This is a genomic window from Paenibacillus sp. FJAT-26967 (genome assembly GCF_001541095.1).
Classification (GTDB): domain Bacteria; phylum Bacillota; class Bacilli; order Paenibacillales; family NBRC-103111; genus Paenibacillus_F.
Genome location: NZ_LMXH01000001.1, coordinates 1,134,371 through 1,152,169, shown reverse-complemented (window position 1 = coordinate 1,152,169; position 17,799 = coordinate 1,134,371). Strand labels below are relative to the sequence as shown.

The window sequence follows — 17,799 nt, the reverse complement described above, 5'->3', positions numbered from 1 at the left end:
CATCCGTTAAGCATCCGTGCAGCGATTTAAGCTGCTGGTATACGGGATTATGTTTCAAGTTCATTATCCGACAAAAAATGCTCTTGTTGGCCGTAGGGCCAGCAAGAGCATTTTTTGTCGGGGAACTTAGATTTGGTTTTGGTTCTGGTTTTGGTAAAAGCACCTGTCTCCCCGCTCATAAGCAGCTAAGCCGCACGGGTCTGATTACCTGGGAAATAATTCATCCCCATTCCCGCTGCAGCCTGCAAGTTCGATACTACGAAATTTAACTCGATATAGCTGCCCCTGAATATAACTACTCAGGCTGTACCGTATCTGATTTAACGGGAGAAACTTCCGCGTAAAAAATTCGTTTAACCTGCTCTCGCATAGGCTTGGAGACAAGCAGATAAAGCATGTCACCCTTGATGATTTCAACATTTCCCCGCGGGGTGACAATCTCCCCTTTGCGGATAATCGCTGTAATCAGCACCTCTTTGGGAAGCTTGAGCGCTCGGATCGTCTGACCGGTTACAGCGCTGGTCTCCTTCACTTTGACTTCGATGATCTCCGCATTAGCCTTGCCTATGGCAAGCAGTTCAATCGTGTGCTCGGCAGGCTGCATATCCCCCTCCGTGAGACCCAGCTTCTTCGCAAGAGGTGAAATCGTAGAACCCTGTATCAGGGTAGACGTCAGGACGATAAAAAATACCACATTAAAATACATCCAGCCGTGCTCAATTCCGGCAATGAGAGGATAGGTCGCGAGCACAATAGGAACAGCGCCCCTCAGACCGGCCCATGAAACGAGCAATTTCTCACGAAAATTAAACTTAGTCCCCAGCATACTCATGAACACCGCGATAGGTCTTGCAAGGAACATAAGGATCAGCGCCAACAGGAGTCCTTCCAGCATAATATCCGGGAATTCTCTCGGAAATGCCAGAAGCCCGAGCAGCATGAACATAAGAATTTGCATCATCCAGGAAAATCCCTGATGGAATCGTATAATCGAGAACCGGTAAGCGAAATCAGCGTTGCCGAGTTTAAGCGCCATCACATAGACTGCAAGCAGACCACTTGCATGCAGAAGCGCTGCGCTTCCGTAAGAGAAGATGGCGAATGCCAGAGCCAGCACCGGGTATAACCCGGAAGAATCGAGGTCGATTTTATTCAGACTCCAGATGGCCAGCTTACCGATCACCAGCCCGAGGACCAGACCCAGTCCCATCTCCCATACGAAAGAGGCAGCCATCAAAAGAAGACTGGAATCCGGATTCTCCATCAACTCCAGCAGGGATACCGTAAGAAAGACTGCCATCGGATCATTCGTACCCGATTCGGCTTCCAGTGTCGATGTCAGCTTCCTCTTGACATTCTGATTGCCGAGTACCGCGAATACCGCTGCCGCGTCCGTCGAACCGACAATCGCTCCGAGCAGCATCCCCTCCAGCAAAGAAAGTTTTAGGATCCACATGGCAAATAAACCTATTATAGCGGTCGTCACAACAACTCCAACGGTTGACAGCAGGATCGCAGGCTTAACTACCTCGCGGACATGAGACCATTTGGTCTGGAGCCCGCCCTCGAATAAAATGACGATCAGGGCCATGATTCCAAACCACTGGGTCAGCTCGGCATTATCGAAATAAATAAAATTATTCAGCACCATGCCGACTAGCATAAAAAATACGAGAGCCGGAAGACCAAATCGAGTAGAAAATTTGGTCATTAACACACCGGCAAACAGTAAAATAGCGATTAAGAAAACATATTCTTCTGTCATAATTGATTCGGCTCCTTAGGCCGTGCCGTGCAGTGATACTGTGATCACGCTTGGGGAAGAGAATTATCTGCTGCGGCGCTGCTGATTTAGTTTCATCTTCTCTTCCATACCCTGTTCGGATGCTTTGAAAAACACCTGCTCCTCCATTTTTTCCGGTAGATAAGCCTGTTTCACAAAATGGCCCGGATAATTATGCGGATACATGTAGCCTTTATGTCCAAGCTTCTCCGCCCCCTTATAATGGGCATCCCGCAAATGAAGCGGAACTTCTACCAGTCCGGCACTGTCCATCGCCGTCATCGCACGGCTTATGGCAAGTGGGATTGAATTTGATTTGGGGCTTTCGACCGCAAACAAGATAGCCTGGGAAAGGATATACTTCGACTCCGGCCAGCCTATTTTATGATAGGCATCCATCGCCGTGACCGCCTGAACCATCGCCTGCGGATTCGCCAGTCCGATATCTTCGCTGCAAGCGACAATCAGCCTCCTGATGAAGGTCATCGGATCCATTCCCAGCTTCTCCACGGCATAGAGGAACCAGAAAAGAGCGGCATCGGATGATCCGCGGACGCTTTTATGAAAAGCCGACAGCACATCATACTGGGTCGATTCGTCGGCCTTCACGGTCTTGCGCCGGATCGACTCCTCTGCGGTGTCGAGATTGATGCGGACAATGCCATCCGCACCTGCCGCAGTCGTAAGCGCAGCAATCTCCAATGCATTAAGGGCACGCCGGATATCTCCTCCGGCCATGAACGCAATATGCTCCAGCGCCTCATCATCGGCTTCGATGTTCAGGAAGCCGAGTCCGCGCTCCTTGTCGGCAAGTGCACGCTCCATTGCCGTGCGCGCATGTTCATGCGTCAGACCCTGCAGCTGAAATAAAGTGGAGCGCGACAAAAGGGCCCCGTTCACATAATGGAACGGATTCTCGGTCGTGGCGCCGATAAATACAATCGTGCCCTGTTCGACAGCAGGCAGCAGCGCATCCTGTCGGGCTGAATTAAAGCGATGCACCTCATCCAGGAACAGGATCGTTCTGCGTCCGTATAGAGCCTTCTCCGTTTTGGCCTGCTCAATTACTTCACGGACATCTTTAACGGAGGCATCGACTGCATTAAGCCGGACAAAATTGCCGGAAGTTTTCTCCGAAATAATATGCGCTAATGTTGTTTTACCGCAGCCCGGCGGCCCGTAGAGCAGAATGGAGCTGATCTGATCCGCTTCAATCGCCCTCCTCAGCAGCTTGCCGGGCCCTACGATTTGTTCTTGTCCTATATATTCATCCAGCGTACGCGGCCGCATGCGGTCCGCGAGCAGTTTTCCGCGGGAATCGTTCTCAGCAGCATAGCTGAACAAGTCCATATCCATTCGGTCATTCCGCCTTTCGCACCAATAAGATCGTCTCTTTATTATATCGTTAGAGGATGTTCTTTGTCGAAAGGCGCTCCGCTTCTAGTGAACGGTCCCGGCCGAATGAATCCGGACATGAGTCTCCACTTCAAACTCCAGAGCAGGAAATAAACGCTCCCACTCTTCCCATTCGGTCTCATTGTTCCAATGACGCGATATATATCGGAGTCCGAATCCTATCGGGTCCGTCTTGTTCTTTTGCAGTTTTTCCAAAAAATCGGATACTTGTCTGCTGATTTCTTTCTCAAATATTTTCTCGATCTCGTCCAGTCTTTCCCGGGTGAATTTTTCGCGCACCTCATTCTCTTCGAGATTGCTGCTGATTTTGATTTTATACTTAAGAACAGCACCCCTCGGGGTTTCTTCAATCTTATAAGAAGCACGGGAATTATCCAGGTTTATTTCATAGAAGTTATTTTCGCTTTGGGCACTCATATTCGTTTTTAAATTCCGGCTGACCAGCAAATTGTAAATTTTTGTTTCATCCGGCGACAGCTCAACCGCAATTTTATTTTTCCTCATCAACGCGACCCGGTTAATGACAAAATAATCTTTCTCTGCCTCAACAACTGGAAGAAACGGATCCAGACCTTTCTCATCCAAGCGCCTCTGGTAGTCGAACAAATATTCAGAAACGATGAAGGGAGATTCCGTCCCGTTCTTGGACAGAGAAAGAATTAAGGCGTTAGACGGAATACGTTCCGATTTGGGCTTCACCTTCTGAGCATCGAGTGCAGACGGACTGCCGATTCCCAGCATACTGATTCTCTGAATATCACGCCGCCTTACAGCCCAGTTTATCACCCTGTATATATCCTCTCTCGCCATATCTTCCCCGATAAGAAGCACCTTCATATGGCCATAATCCAATTCTTTGTCTACCTTGGATTTGGCTTTACGGAGAGCATCGGATATCGTTCTTGCCTCCTCCTCAATAATTTCGAACTCTTCCGCCCCTTCTTTGGGATTCCCTTGCGGAATCGCAAGTTTTAAACTGACACGCATATCGGAGCCGTCCCCTTTGTCTATTCCCATAGAAACCACAAATACCCGCTTGTCTATGTCTTTGAAGTTACAGCCCCCTACGAGACATCCTGCAAGAAGAATAAGCGCTAGAAACACATGATTAGGCTTCACTTTTCTTCCCCTTCCGGTACATGTAGAACATAATAATCAGAAGCAGAACTTCCGCTCCCAGACGGAAAATCAAAAAAACCTCCCCCACATCGACTAGCTGCTTCTGATTGAAACGGAGCATAATCAAACACCCTGCACTGAAAACAAGACCCGTAGAGTAGGAAACTATTTTATAAGCCCTGGTATTCCGGTCGAATTTGAAAAGACCCTCCGTGAGGTTCTGAGCAACATGCCAGTGGACAGTGGTACTGATCAAAAATAAAGCGATATAGATTAAGTAGAAGACAAACACCATTCTCTCCACGAGAAATAAATCGATGCGGATAGAGTCTGCCAGAGAAAACCAGGGATAAACATAAGAATCAACGGCCACGGAACCGTGATAACCGATAGGGACTATAACCGTTACCACAAGCAGCAGGAGACCGGATAGAGCTATCACAAACGATCCTCTTGCCTGGAACTTCTCAAATACCCGGTTGAATACAACCATGTTGATATAACCGGTAAAAAGAAAAGTAGCACCCGCTATGGCGGACAAATCCGGCCACTTGAGCGAATAGGTCAGGCTCTGAATAACCGCATCCCAGCTGAAAAACGATGTACTCATCGCTTTTATGATAAAAAAAAGGACAAGAGGAACAGTCAGGACCAGCAATAACTCAAGCGCATACAAAATTGAGGCCGTATTAATCTTGCAGGACCAGAAAACGACAATCAGAAATCCGAGCATAATTAGAATCCCCGGAACATCCAGACTAATATAACGCAGTGTAATATCGACAAAGGAGAGAAGCGTCAAAGCACCCGCAAAATACCATAATCCAATCATGAGCACCAGAACCGTAATTCCGACAGACCTGGGCAAAAATCTTTCCATCAGCTCGGGAAACCCCTGCCTGGGAAAATAGGCGAGCATTTTACAAAACGCATAGATCAAAAAAATACTGATGGGAACGGAAATAAGAATGGAGGACCAGGTTCCCGTAAAGCGATGCTCCAGCAAGATACGGGGAACGTAAATGATAATGCTGATCAACGCGTTGATCGCAATGAGATAATAGAAATACCGGTTCGTGATCATTTCCGGCCTCCTCCATCCAATCTGGCTTTAATCAGTCTCAAGTAAGGCTGTCCAAAGCTTCGGAGATTACACAAATATAGAATCGCCCCGATAATCCCGACAACGACACCCAACAGCCCGAAGATCGCGGCGAGCAGTACAAATACATATTTGCCGAATCTCACGCTAAAGCTCATCATATTAATGGGAATCACAAAGTTGGAGATGGCTACGGCCGCCACAAGAATAATCATGATGCTGCCTACCATGCCCGCTTCCGTAGAAGCGGTACCTAAGATCAGACCTCCTACCGTGGTTGCTGTCGGGCCAATCGCCTTGGGCAGCCGCAAACTTGCTTCGATCAGGAACTCCATCACAATCAGCATCAGCAGCACCTCGATGTAAGACGGATAAGGTACGCTTGCCCGGCTTCCGGCAATAAGCAGCGTTAAATTCATTTTGAGAATTTCAGGATTATAGGAAGTGAAGGCCACATACAGCGCAGGAAGGGTCAGCGTCATAAAAAGCCCCAGATAGCGGATTAATACCAGAAATACGCCGACAAAAGGCAGCTGCACCTTATCATCCATAGCCGAAAAGAAATCAAAAAAGGTCGTAGGCAGAATCAGCACAAACGGGGCTGTATCGATAATAACGACAATTCTGCCTTTGCTTAGATTATCGACTGCACGGTCCGGTCTTTCCGTAGTCAGAATCGTAGGCACCAATCGGACGCCGGGAGGACTTACCGCTTTTTCCAATTCGCCCGACGACTGCACTTTATCGATCTTAAGGGTACTCAGTTTATCTTTGAGTTCTTGCAGAACACCTTTATCAATCAAGCGCTCATCATAAACCAGGGACGTAACCGTCTGGGTGAGCGTGCCGATGTTCATGCTTTCGATCTTAAGACTGGATGATTTGTACCTGCGGCGGATCATATTCAAATTGGTTTGGACGGATTCTGTAAAGGCATCCTGGGGACCTTGAACCGTCGCTTCGACAGAGGCTGATTTAATGGCACTTTTTTCATCCAGCAGCACTTCGATCAGATAAACGGTGTCTTTTACAAATAAAGCCGCTCCTCCTCCCAGAATCGATTCCAGCACTTTAACTACATTTGAGAACCGTTTGCAGCACGGCAAGGAGCCGATATATTGTTCGTACTGGTCTTCGGTCGGGATTTCATAGAAAGGAACCACAAATAACTGCTGAATCTGACGCGGATCGCAAATGCTCTTGAGATAGATCAAGCGAGCTTTTCTGTCCTGATAGGTAAGCTGAACATCCTCGAGATCCACACTGGTAGAGAATTTATCTGCCAGCCATTGCTCGATTTCAGCAGCATTCACGGTTTTGTTCATCTTTACGGGCTCCTTTGCAGGCGTAGTCGCGCGGCGATCCTTATCGTTGTTCTTACATTGCCCTTCATCCTTCCATGTCATTCCAACAAAGGAGGAAACGGAAACAAAAAAAACACACATGCCATTAACATGTGTGGTTGTATCTCTTTTAAGTTATTAAAGTGCTAGGTCTGTTCCACAACAAGACTGCCGTTGTTTTTGTCGACGGAGAGAAGAAATTCTTCTCCCTTCTTTCCAACCTCAAAGAGATAACGGTCTTCCCGTTCCTCCAGTAAGCGGATTGCGGCCTCGTCATAGTAAAGGGCGACAATACCCGCGGCCTCCTCCTGGGTAAACGGCTCCGTAAGGGGCAGTTCCGCGAAATGGTCGATCACCCACGCTGCCTCGCGGAGGACAAGCTTGTAAGTAAGATAAGCGGCTGCCGTGTTAGCTCCCTCCGGGCGTTTGCCGCGGATCTGTAAGGTTTCATCGGTCCTTCCGGTAATCTCAAACGAAGCTGTGGGCATGACGGAAGAAGGGACCATGCCCGACATCTCATAAATTCCGCCCAATTGATGCTCATAGAACGTTCTCCATCTGGAGCTGTCTGCGTAGGAACGCAGGAGGCGAGCTTCAATGGCGTCAAAGGAAGGTTTATAGCCCGTTGCCAGCTGATGATCGAACAGGACAAGCATCAGGTCTGCGGTACGCTGTTCACTACGCCGGATTAGCTCTACCGCTTCCTGCATGCCAATCGGTTCCTGTGCTTTCTCGAATCGTTCATCGGCGGTGTTCTCCAGCAGGTACAAAGCGCTGGCAATCAATACGGCAGAGTCGCCCCGGGTCATGACTGACTTCGGCGTATGGGATGGGTCCGCATGGCTCGAGCAAGGAATCAGCGCGCTGAGGTTCCTAACCGCGCTCCCCGCCCAGCTGTCCGCATGGGCAGTACTCAGGCTATCCGCGCCTGCAGGAGCCTCCACACCCTGCGCCTCCAGCCAGCGCCACACCATAACGGCAGCCGCCTGCCGGCTTACAGGCCGCGCCGGAGAGAAGGTGACGGCAGTAGTGCCGTTGGTGAGGCCGGAAGCGTAAGCCGCTGCGATATAGGGCCCGGACCACACGGATGTGACATCCGTAAAAGGCAGCCGGCCCTTGGACGCAGCGAGCTCCCCCGAGCTCCCGGATGCAGCCGTGAGCAGCTTCGCGAACTGCTCGCGCGTTGCGATCCCCGCAGGATCGAACTTTCCTGCGGATATCCCTTCGGCGATGCCGCGCTCAGCCAGCTCATTGATTGCCGCAGCGCCGGGAACATCCGGCGGAACGTCGATGAAAGGCTGCGGGGAATCGGAACGGGCATGTCCGCCCGCTTCCCTGGCATATGGGGCCTCTGCCGCGGACGTAAGAGACTGCACAGGTGCGCGCGCTTCACTGACGCCTCTCCATGTGCAGTCTGCCTCTGCGGAAGCGATAAGGCGCTGCCTCATCTTGTCAGCACCGCCAGTCACAGCCCTGGAGTTGTCCGAGCTTGCCGCCGCCGCAGCAGCCGCAGCTCGTGCTTTCCCGGAAGCCGGGATCATAAGTACCGCAGCTGCAAGAACCGCCGCGACTGCCGGTAACGCAAACGAAGCCAGTGTCCTCCCCATACGTTTCCTGCCTCTCGTAATTGAAATAATAACCAAAGCGCAATCTGTTCAGCTAGATTTCAATTCCTGCCTGCTCCAGCAGATCCTTCACACAGACACTGACCATGATTAGGCCTGCAACCGGCGGAACGAATGCATTACTTGCCGGAGGCTGCTGGGCCTTGCGGATCTCCGGTGCATTCTCCGGTACAATCCGCTGGGTGACGTCTTCACGGGGTTTCTTCGGTTCCTCGGTCGAGAAGACCACCTTGACCCCTTTCTTGATGCCTTCCTTCCGCAGCTTGGTACGGACTACCCGGGCAATCGGATCCATCGTGGTCTTCGATATATCCGCGACCTGGAATTTGGTCGGATCCATCTTATTGGCGGCTCCCATGCTGGAGATCATCGGAATTTTTCGCGCCAGACATTCCTTAATCAGGTGGATTTTATAAGAGATCGTGTCCGACGCATCCAACACATAATCAGGCTTATAATCAAAAAGCTGCTCATAGGTCTCCTCGGTATAGAACATTCTCAGCGCGATGGCATCGCATTCCGGATTAATCAGCTTAATCCGCTGCTGCATCAGCTCCGCTTTGGGCTGCCCGACCGTGGTCGTCAGCGCATGAATCTGGCGGTTCACATTCGTAATATCCACAACATCTTTATCAATAAGAATAATACGCCCGACTCCGGTACGCGCCAACGCTTCAGCTGCAATGGCTCCCACTCCGCCGATCCCGAGAACCGCGACCGTACTTCCTTTCATAACGTTCAAGCCCTCCGGGCCTATAGCAAGCTCTGTCCGGGAGAATTGATGTAACATTGAGTAACTCCTCCTCTGTTAGGTGTATACGTGATTATTGGTTACCGCTAGTTTGACGGGACAGGCGGCCTATTGTCAAGTTTCAGGGGAGACAACCGTAACTATGTGGTCAGCTCTCCTCTTCTGAAGCAGGTATGTGTAAAAGCTCTCGCACGATAATGGTCTTTACGCCAGTTCTCATAGCGGCAAACTTTGGATTATTTTCAGGCAAAAAGGGACCCTTTCAGGTCCCTCTTCTCCAACTGCGCCTGCTTAAGCTTCACCTTGCCGGAATACAGGCTCTATGAGCGTATCCGGCTTGCCGGAACCCTCCGGCCCCTATAGGGACGGTTACGCTTTGGCGGCAGGCTGCTTGAGAGCGATACGGATCGACAACTCTTCAAGCTGCTTATCGCTGACTGCGCCCGGTGCATCGGTAAGCGGATCGGAAGCGCTCGCTGTCTTAGGAAACGCGATCGTCTCACGCAGGTTGGTGCGTCCCGCAAGAAGCATGATAAGACGGTCCAGACCGTACGCCATACCGCCGTGCGGAGGTGTTCCGTATTCGAATGCTTCCAGCAGGAAGCCGAATTCCGCTTTTGCCTCTTCGGGGCTGAAGCCCAGCGCTTTGAACATTTTCTCCTGTACTTCACGCTGGTAGATCCGCATGGATCCCCCGCCTACTTCATATCCGTTAAGAACGATGTCGTAAGCCTGGGCACGCATTTGACCCGGATCGGTGTCGAACAGATGCAGATCTTCATCATTCGGACGGGTGAACGGATGGTGCATCGCCGCATAACGCTTCTCGTCCTCATCGTATTCGAACATCGGGAAGTCCACAACCCACAGGAACTTATACGCCTTGTCGTCGATCAGACCGAGGTCACGGCCGACCTTCTGGCGGAGGTTACCCAGTACATCGTAAACGACTTTAGGCTTATCGGCGGAGAAGATAAGCAAGTCGCCTTCTTCTACATTCAGGCGCTCCGTCAGTGCCGCGATCTCTTCTTCCTTGAAGAATTTCACGATCGGCCCTTTCCACTCGCCTTCCTTCACTGTGATCCATGCCAGACCTTTGCCGCCGTAGCGGGATGCGAACGGCTGCAGATCGTCAAGCTCCTTGCGGCTCCAAGTCGCACAGCCTTTGGCGTTAAGAGCTTTAACGATACCGCCATTCTTGGCGATCATATTAAATACTTTTACATCGCTGTCCGCAACAATGTCCGTCACCGTCGAGAGTTCCAGACCGAAGCGAAGATCCGGCTTATCCGAGCCGTATTTGTCCATCGCTTCCGCATAGGTCAAACGCTGGAACGGTGTCGCCACTTCCACGCCGATCGTCTCACGGAACAAACGTACTAGGAGTTGTTCCATCATCTCAAGCAGTTGATCCTGAGACATGAACGAAGTCTCGATGTCGACTTGCGTAAACTCAGGCTGGCGGTCCGCACGCAGATCTTCATCGCGGAAACAGCGCGCAATCTGATAATAACGTTCCAGACCGCTTACCATCAGCAGCTGCTTGAAGAGCTGAGGGGATTGCGGCAGAGCGAAGAATTCGCCCGGATGAACACGGCTTGGCACAAGATAGTCACGTGCGCCTTCCGGTGTGCTCTTGGTCAAGATTGGAGTCTCGATATCAAGGAAACCGTTCTCGTCGAGGTAGTCACGGAACACTTTAGCTGCTTTAGAACGCAGCATAAGTGTTTTTTGCATTTCCGGGCGACGCAGGTCCAGATAGCGGTGCTTCAGACGAAGGGTTTCGTCAATCTCGATTCCGTCTTCGATGAAGAACGGAGGGTTTTTAGCCGCATTCAAAATTTCGATTTCCGTAATGCGCACTTCAATTTCACCGGTGCCGAGGTTCGTGTTCACTGTCTCCGCATCGCGCTCGACAACAGCGCCTTTTACTGCAAGCACATATTCGTTACGTGCGCGGTCGGCAATCGCCAGCGCCTCTCCCGAAAAATCGGGATTGAATACGATTTGCACCAGACCGCTGCGGTCACGCAGATCGATAAACAGGACTCCGCCCAAGTCACGACGGCGCTGCACCCAACCGTTCAGAACAACCGTTTCTCCAATGTTCGCCTTTGTTAACTGTCCGCAGTGATGAGTTTTGAGCATCATGGTTATGAATTCCTCCATCAAAATAAGTAGTGTCGTAACACGATTGTTCGATCATTTACAAATGCTATGGTCCTGGCTTTACGTCCGGCTAATTGTACTGGCTTGCTTATTTACGGGCTTTAAGCACGCCGACGAAATCTGCAAGCGCTACAGTTTCCTGCTCGCCCGTTCCCATCGCTTTCAGCGTAATTTCGCCCCGCTCCAGTTCGTCATCGCCTAGAATCGCGACAAAACGGGCTTCAGCGCGGTCAGCCGCCTTCATCTGCGTCTTCATCTTACGGGACTGATAGTCCTTCTCAGCCAAGATGCCTTCCGAACGCAGCCGGTACAGCTGCTTCACGATCTCGTTCTCGGCAGCTTCACCGAGTCCGATCAAATACACATCGAGTACGGGAGGCTTCGGCAGCTCAACACCTTGCGATTCGAGCACGAGCAGAATGCGCTCCAGACCCAGGCCGAAACCGACGCCAGGCTGGTCCTGCCCGCCGATCTGAGACACAAGCCCGTTATAGCGCCCGCCTCCGCCGATCGTATCGATCGCGCCGATACCGGCAGCCTTGTACTCAAACGCCGTGTGCGTATAATAATCGAGACCGCGGACAAGACGCGGATTAATGCGGTACGGAATCTCCATGGCATCCAGATGGCGCTTTACAGCCTCGAAGTGCGTGCGGCATGCCTCATCCAGATCATCCAGCAGTTCAGGAGCTCCGTCAAAACGCTTCTGATCCACTTTGCAATCCAGAATCCGCAGAGGATTCCGCTCATAGCGCGATTGGCAGTCCTTGCACAGTTCATCTTTGAAAGGAGCGAGGAAATCCTGCAGACGCTGTTTGTAATTCGCCCGTACCTCAGGTGTTCCCACCGAGTTAATTTCCACTGTCACATCTTTCAAACCGATTTCTTTGTAAAAAGTGTAGCCCAGCGCGATGACCTCCGCATCGAGCGAAGGATCCTCCGACCCCAGTGCTTCCACCCCGAACTGGTGGAATTGGCGGTAGCGCCCTGCCTGCGGCTGCTCATACCGGAACATCGGTCCGGTATAGAACAGTTTACTTACATCCGGCTCGCCATAAATTTTGTTCTCCACGTAAGCGCGGACGATCCCTGCCGTTCCTTCCGGCCGCAAGGACATGCTTCGGTCTCCCTTATCAAGGAACGTATACATTTCTTTCTCTACAATATCGGTTGTCTCCCCGACGCCCCGGGAGAACAATTCCGTGTTCTCAAAAACCGGAGTCCGAATTTCACGGTACCGGTAACGGGTGCACAGCTCGCGTGCCGTGTTCTCAAGGGTCTGCCACTTCTCTACAGCACCGGGCAGAATGTCCTGGGTACCCTTAGGTTTTTGAATACTCATGCCTGCTCCTCCTTTATTCGCTTTGGTCGCCTTATGCGCGGGATCTCTGGACAAATTAAAAAAGTCCCCCATCCCGGTAACCGGTCATTAAACCGGTTAGGGACGAGAGACGTTATCAACTGATCATCACCCGTGGTGCCACCCACATTCCGAAACTACGGCACGGTCCGTAAGAACGGATCGGCGGAATTTCGCTTCATACGGTTAACGCCCGTCTACGCATAACGGCTAATTAAACCCGCATCCACCCGCTTATATAGCGAAGCAGAATGCTTGCTGTTCACCGCCAGTCCTCCAGGAGGTCTTACGTCCGGCCATCATAAGGAAGCTTGCAGCCTGGGGCTTCCCTCTCTAGGTACGTGGAATCGAACGACTTTATCCCTTCAGCGGATCAATGTACTATCACGATTGTGTTAGAAATGATTGTAATCGCCGGGCTTCACAAAGTCAAGCACCCGGCACGGTTATTTCCATTCTTTCTCCGCCCACTTCTGCAGCTCATCCATAACCGGTTCGAGGCCTTTGCCTTTCTCCGTGAGCTCATATTCTATCCGTACAGGCGTTTCGGGATACACGTGTCTGATTAGAATTTCAGCCGATTCCAGTTCTTTAAATCGTTCGGACAACATGCGGTCGCTCATGCTCGGAATAAGATCCGATATATCTTTAAACCGTTTGGGTCCGGTTAACAACACGCGGATGATCAATCCTGTCCAACGTTTGCCGAGCAGCTCAAACGCATTTTCGAATTTGGGACACAAATGAAAATCTGCCATACGACATCATCTCCTTAACTCACATCATACCATAGTGACTTGACAAAAGTAAGTCTTCCTCCAAAGAACCATTATTTATTAGAAAAATGGATCCACTGTCCTCTCTCACTGATAAATCTGTCAGAAAACCGACTCTCATTCTCTCTAAAGCGTTCTAGCCGGACTGAGAGTTTCATAGAGTAGAAGTATAAAGTTAAAATCTCGAACTTATCCGGCTTCATTTGATAGGAGGGTGTATCTGTGTTCTTTCGGAGAATGAACCGGAGGCTCGTGCTCTACTTGGCCGCAGCCTCAATCAGCTTCACCGCGACACTCCTGCTTGCCCCGTTAACCAGGCAGGAAGAAGCTCAGCCTGCTTATGCCTATGCGCAAATCGAATCCGCCAACGGGGTCGAGCTGCATGTCGCGAAAACACTACCGGAGCGGATCGCGCTCAAAGCCGTAGAAGGCAACATTATGGAACTCTCCGAGTTCGGCATCAATGGGGGCTTCTTCTGGCAGGGCCAGCTGCTGAGCATCGCGGTCATGAACGACCGTCCGGTCAAAGGCGAACCCGGCGATTACGGCTCAGGCTGGTTCAATACCGGCCATCGGCGGGGAACGCTGGTATGGGACGGCGCCAAGCAGGCCTTCTCCGTGCAGCATGCTTCGGAAGCATCCGAACTACAGGTGACGGATCGCGCTCATTACTGGGCACAGGGCGGGATCTCCATGAATCTGCGGAATGAAGCCGACTGGCGCAGACTGGCGAAGGAAGAGAACATGCCTGCACTGACGGAATCCCGGATGAGAACCGGCATCGTGTATGACCGCAATAACGCAGTCTGGCTGGTCGTTACCCCAACCGCTTGCAGCGCCGAAGAATTCCGCACCGCTATCCTTGAATCGCTGGGGGCCGGACGCAGTATAGTGGATGGGGTTTTTCTGGACGGGAACGGTTCCTCGCAGCTTAAAGTCGCCCAGGCGTCACTGCCGGGGGACCAGCGCCAAATCTATCAAATGATAGCGCTTCTCCATTAAGCCCATAAAAAAGTCCATAAAAAGAAAAGAGTCTGCAGCACGTAGCTGCAGACTGTCCATGAATTTCTATATCGTAAAGGGGGTCGATAATTAGTATAGCTCCCGAACATTAATCCCAGATGAAAATCAAGTTACAATTTCGTTACAAAAAAACGCGCATATAACATTACGTAACTTATTTCGCCTGTTTGCTCTCCGCATACTTCTGGAGGTCCTTAATAAGCATAAACGTATCGCCATTCGTCAGCTTTTCTTTGTCTTTAATGGTGTTCAGGGAAGCATCCTCGACGGCTCCGAGCTTAGTCAGCTCAGCAAGAGCCGCTTCTTTGGCTACTTTAATGCCAAGGCCTTGCGTAATGGTAAAGGCGGCTTGATCCAGTGACAACGCATCTTTCTTGCGTCCGTCCTCACTGATGTCCTTGACGGCTCCGCTTGCGTCGCCGGAATAGGCGGCAGGGGAGAGCTTTTTCATCCGATTCACATAATTCACCATACGCTGCGGATTCGATACTTTATCAAGCTCGAACTCATTCTTGTAACCACCGCCGACAAGAGACATGGTTACAGCTGCCTTCAGTCCCTCATACTGCTTATGTGTCATATAAGCCGGCGGCTCGATCGTGAACGGCTCCAGCTCCATGCCTTGCTTCTTCAGAACTTCCTGCAGCTTTGCGATATTCTCTTTGGAAGCAGACAGCTCTCGGAAGCTCATTTTGGCTTCCTTGGCTATTTTCACTGCGGCGCCTGCCGCTTCGCCCTCAGCCATTCCGACAGGGATAACGCGCGCACTTCCGTGTGGCAGCGAGTCGTAAGAAGCGGCCCGGCCAATGACCAGCAGTCCGTCTACTTTCTTAGGCACGATACTGCGGAAAGGAATCGCGTACTGGGCAGGCTGGGTGACCACCGTTCCGGTATCAGCCGGTGTTAAGCGTTGAATGTCGACCGGGTACGATCCGAAGCCGATTCGGTCCCACTGGTCGCGGTTCTCCAGCAGATCAGTGATTTTCAGACGGTATTCCCCCTGGATATGCCGGGTCTCACGTACATACAGCTCAGGGGCCGTGCCCGCCAGCTCAACTTTGGCAAACTCCGGGTAGTTCTGCTGCAAATGCTTCACTACGTTCGGAATTTCCTTCTTCCCGATTTCAAAAGCTTCCGCGCGCGACTTGGCATCCAATCCGTCAATGTTAAAAATCTGCAGGGCATTGATCAGAATCATATCGCCGTCCTGCCGGCCGATATTCAAACCGCGCATTTTAACCCGTTCCGGATTCAATGCCGGATAGTTGTACAGCTCTTTATAGCCCCATGCGCTTACTTCGTTGGCATCGGACATCGGATCGTCATCATTCTTCAGATGCTTGCTGATTTGAGCCCATACTTCAGGCGTCACATTCTTGAGCTTAAAAACAAGCGTAACGGCCATTTTGGCGTTTTTATTGCCGATATCCTCCAGCCCATAAGTGAAAGGCACACCGGAAGCGGCTGCGATATCCCCATCCTGTGTGGCGTCGATTACGGCGTGGGCACGGACTTCTTTCTTCGTTCCGTCCTCTTTGGTAACCGTTATCCCTTCCACAAGAGTAGGCTGTCCTTGTTTGTTGGACAGAATCGGCTCCATCGACTTGGCCTTCAGCAGCAAATCGATATTCTTCTCCTTACGGACCAGATCATGAAACGCATTCGCAGCTGTATTGATACTGAAGGAATCACCTTCAATGTTCTTGTACCATTCGGAGAATATCCCTTTGTTCAGCACTTCATGCGGATTTAGCACCGTAGGCTTAGGCACATAGTTCATGTCGATACTATTAAGCCATCCGAGAGTCATCAGACCTCCCAGAATCTCACGGTCCCGCCCGTCAACAAGCAGGGTCTTAAGACCGTTACGGGATGCGGACACAGCTGCCGCCAAACCTTCCGGGTCCGTACCGACAACAATTACATCATATTGATCTTCGATAGAAGCAGATGATTTTACTTCCGACAGTGTGTGGGCCGTCGTTTCCTTTGCCCCTCCGAAATGCTTGTACTGCCAGTACAGGGCGATTCCAGCCGCAATCACGGTTAAAGCCAGCAGCAGACTCATCCATATGATCCAGCCTTTTGAAGCGGCGCGCTTCGAATTTGTATTGTTCTTTGTCATGGGGCACCTTCCTTATTGTTTTCCGGTTAACATCCCGCTCTCACAGAAGCGTCCAGCGCCGGGCGCTAGTAATTGGCAAGGGGAATAGGGCAGCGTCAAAAGAACCAATGTCCGGTTTATGTACGGACCAATAAGCATCCTTGTAGTTCAACAAGGCGCACTCTTAGACGGAGAGTCGCTTTATCAGCTTACTTGTCCTTCAGGCAGGAGCTTAGCTGGCAAACTTGCAGCTACAAACGGTCATCATCCTGCTTTGGTAAACGGCTCCTATTACGGGGGCGTCATAGAATGAGATCTGTTCACTGTATTTGCCTTATCAATTCGTACTCCCTCCATCTGTAAAAATACCATGATTAGTGTATCATATTTTGCAGGACGGACAAAGACTTAAAACCCCAGGCGGCTGTCCGGGCGCTGCGTGTATAAATAAAACCGGCTCTGCCCTTGGGCAAAGCCGGCTCGTTCGCTTAACGGAACGGTATTTTAACCGTTCGCTTAAACCTGTTTTGAACAGGGGTCAATTCCGCCCCGGCCTCCATCCCGAGTCCTTCCGCTCCTGCGGTTGTCCTCTCGGTATAGACGGAGTGGGCATCCTGTTCATCTGATTTGGTTACCTGAATTTCCTTCGGAGATCGGCGCATGTCTTAAACGGCTCCTCTATCGAGTCGATTCGCACCCCTTGGATTAATGCAGTTCTATCTCCACTTATCCGGGCCGCTGTGCCTCTTAAGATGTCCGTCATCCAAGCAAATTATGCCTTGCTGTCCACAATAAGCGTAACCGGCCCCCAGTTTGTAAAGGAAACGTCCATCATTTCGCCAAAAGCACCCGTCTCCACGTGCAGTCCATGGCCGCGCAGCAGCTCATTGAACTTCTCGTACAAAGCTTCAGCCTGTTCAGGCCGTGCCGCTGCCATAAAATTAGGCCGCCTGCCTTTACGGCAATCCCCGTACAAAGTAAATTGCGAGACCGAAAGGATGCCTCCGCCAATATCTTTCACGGAGAAATTCATTTTCTCCTGCTCATCTTCAAAAATCCTTAAGCCGGATATTTTATCGGCCAGATAACGCGCATCCTCTTCCGTATCCTCATGAGTGATGCCTACGAGCAGCATCAGCCCCTGCTCAATACGGCCGATCACTTCGCCGGATACCGATACCTGCGCCTCTTTGCTTCGCTGCACAACCACTTTCACGGCTTCATCCGC

General features: G+C 51.0%; 14 protein-coding genes. 1 reads left to right on the top strand and 13 read right to left on the bottom strand.

The genetic code is table 11. The features are described 5' to 3' along the window. Nucleotides 1-295 precede the first annotated feature (295 nt). The 10 genes from AR333_RS05030 to AR333_RS04985 all read right to left on the bottom strand — a co-directional run bounded on the left by AR333_RS05030 (nucleotide 296) and on the right by AR333_RS04985 (nucleotide 13,426). Entirely contained in the window at nucleotides 296-1,765 is a 1,470-nt protein-coding gene (locus tag AR333_RS05030) for a potassium/proton antiporter (RefSeq protein WP_068774200.1), read from the bottom strand. 63 nt (nucleotides 1,766-1,828) lie between these two features. After that, nucleotides 1,829-3,139, bottom strand: coding sequence for a replication-associated recombination protein A (locus AR333_RS05025; RefSeq protein WP_068774199.1), 1,311 nt, complete (start codon nucleotides 3,137-3,139; stop codon nucleotides 1,829-1,831). 84 nt (nucleotides 3,140-3,223) lie between these two features. Further along, nucleotides 3,224-4,318, bottom strand: coding sequence for a Ger(x)C family spore germination protein (locus tag AR333_RS05020; RefSeq protein WP_068774198.1), 1,095 nt, complete (start codon nucleotides 4,316-4,318; stop codon nucleotides 3,224-3,226). Beyond that, nucleotides 4,308-5,402 (bottom strand): GerAB/ArcD/ProY family transporter, encoded by a 1,095-nt coding sequence (locus AR333_RS05015; protein ID WP_068774197.1) that lies wholly within the window; start codon nucleotides 5,400-5,402, stop codon nucleotides 4,308-4,310. Before AR333_RS05015 ends, AR333_RS05020 begins: the two co-directional genes overlap by 11 nt. Next, a complete protein-coding gene (locus tag AR333_RS05010; RefSeq protein ID WP_068774196.1) occupies nucleotides 5,399-6,745 on the bottom strand; it encodes a spore germination protein in 1,347 nt (448 codons plus the stop codon). Before AR333_RS05010 ends, AR333_RS05015 begins: the two co-directional genes overlap by 4 nt. Nucleotides 6,746-6,909: 164 nt before the next feature. After that, a complete protein-coding gene (locus AR333_RS05005; RefSeq protein WP_068774195.1) occupies nucleotides 6,910-8,370 on the bottom strand; it encodes an S-layer homology domain-containing protein in 1,461 nt (486 codons plus the stop codon). Between the two features lie 52 nt (nucleotides 8,371-8,422). Then, the gene (locus AR333_RS05000; RefSeq protein ID WP_068774194.1) at nucleotides 8,423-9,178 is read right to left on the bottom strand and encodes a ThiF family adenylyltransferase; all 756 of its coding nucleotides are present in this window, start codon (nucleotides 9,176-9,178) and stop codon (nucleotides 8,423-8,425) included. 330 nt (nucleotides 9,179-9,508) lie between these two features. Then, nucleotides 9,509-11,290, bottom strand: a complete 1,782-nt coding sequence (aspS, locus tag AR333_RS04995; protein WP_068774193.1) for an aspartate--tRNA ligase — start codon at nucleotides 11,288-11,290, stop codon at nucleotides 9,509-9,511. Between the two features lie 106 nt (nucleotides 11,291-11,396). Further along, nucleotides 11,397-12,650, bottom strand: coding sequence for a histidine--tRNA ligase (gene hisS / locus AR333_RS04990; RefSeq protein WP_068774192.1), 1,254 nt, complete (start codon nucleotides 12,648-12,650; stop codon nucleotides 11,397-11,399). Between the two features lie 464 nt (nucleotides 12,651-13,114). Next, entirely contained in the window at nucleotides 13,115-13,426 is a 312-nt protein-coding gene (locus AR333_RS04985; RefSeq protein ID WP_068774191.1) for a helix-turn-helix domain-containing protein, read from the bottom strand. 240 nt (nucleotides 13,427-13,666) lie between these two features. Between AR333_RS04985 and AR333_RS04980 the strand changes: the two genes are divergently transcribed. Next, a complete protein-coding gene (locus tag AR333_RS04980; RefSeq protein WP_253735723.1) occupies nucleotides 13,667-14,446 on the top strand; it encodes a phosphodiester glycosidase family protein in 780 nt (259 codons plus the stop codon). Between the two features lie 175 nt (nucleotides 14,447-14,621). Here the strand turns inward: AR333_RS04980 and AR333_RS04975 are convergent, their stop codons facing one another. The 3 genes from AR333_RS04975 to dtd form a co-directional block, all read right to left on the bottom strand. Next, nucleotides 14,622-16,592 carry an FAD-dependent oxidoreductase gene (locus AR333_RS04975; protein WP_068774190.1) on the bottom strand — a complete coding sequence of 657 codons (1,971 nt, stop codon included), beginning with the start codon at nucleotides 16,590-16,592 and terminating at the stop codon, nucleotides 14,622-14,624. Nucleotides 16,593-17,059: 467 nt separating this feature from the next. Then, nucleotides 17,060-17,233 carry a hypothetical protein gene (locus AR333_RS24905; RefSeq protein WP_172798802.1) on the bottom strand — a complete coding sequence of 58 codons (174 nt, stop codon included), beginning with the start codon at nucleotides 17,231-17,233 and terminating at the stop codon, nucleotides 17,060-17,062. 110 nt (nucleotides 17,234-17,343) lie between these two features. Then, nucleotides 17,344-17,787: a D-aminoacyl-tRNA deacylase gene (gene dtd, locus AR333_RS04970; RefSeq protein ID WP_068774189.1), complete on the bottom strand. Its 444-nt coding sequence runs from the start codon at nucleotides 17,785-17,787 to the stop codon at nucleotides 17,344-17,346. Nucleotides 17,788-17,799 lie beyond the last annotated feature (12 nt).

Coding starts and splice junctions, on each gene's coding strand:
- AR333_RS05000 (WP_068774194.1), bottom strand. CDS start 9,178: ATGTTACATCAATTCTCCCGGACAGAGCTTGCTATAGGCCCGGAGGGC.
- AR333_RS04975 (WP_068774190.1), bottom strand. CDS start 16,592: ATGACAAAGAACAATACAAATTCGAAGCGCGCCGCTTCAAAAGGCTGG.
- AR333_RS05010 (WP_068774196.1), bottom strand. CDS start 6,745: ATGAACAAAACCGTGAATGCTGCTGAAATCGAGCAATGGCTGGCAGAT.
- hisS (WP_068774192.1), bottom strand. CDS start 12,650: ATGAGTATTCAAAAACCTAAGGGTACCCAGGACATTCTGCCCGGTGCT.
- aspS (WP_068774193.1), bottom strand. CDS start 11,290: ATGATGCTCAAAACTCATCACTGCGGACAGTTAACAAAGGCGAACATT.
- AR333_RS05025 (WP_068774199.1), bottom strand. CDS start 3,139: ATGGATATGGACTTGTTCAGCTATGCTGCTGAGAACGATTCCCGCGGA.
- AR333_RS24905 (WP_172798802.1), bottom strand. CDS start 17,233: ATGCGCCGATCTCCGAAGGAAATTCAGGTAACCAAATCAGATGAACAG.
- AR333_RS05015 (WP_068774197.1), bottom strand. CDS start 5,402: ATGATCACGAACCGGTATTTCTATTATCTCATTGCGATCAACGCGTTG.
- AR333_RS05030 (WP_068774200.1), bottom strand. CDS start 1,765: ATGACAGAAGAATATGTTTTCTTAATCGCTATTTTACTGTTTGCCGGT.
- AR333_RS04985 (WP_068774191.1), bottom strand. CDS start 13,426: ATGGCAGATTTTCATTTGTGTCCCAAATTCGAAAATGCGTTTGAGCTG.
- AR333_RS05005 (WP_068774195.1), bottom strand. CDS start 8,370: ATGGGGAGGACACTGGCTTCGTTTGCGTTACCGGCAGTCGCGGCGGTT.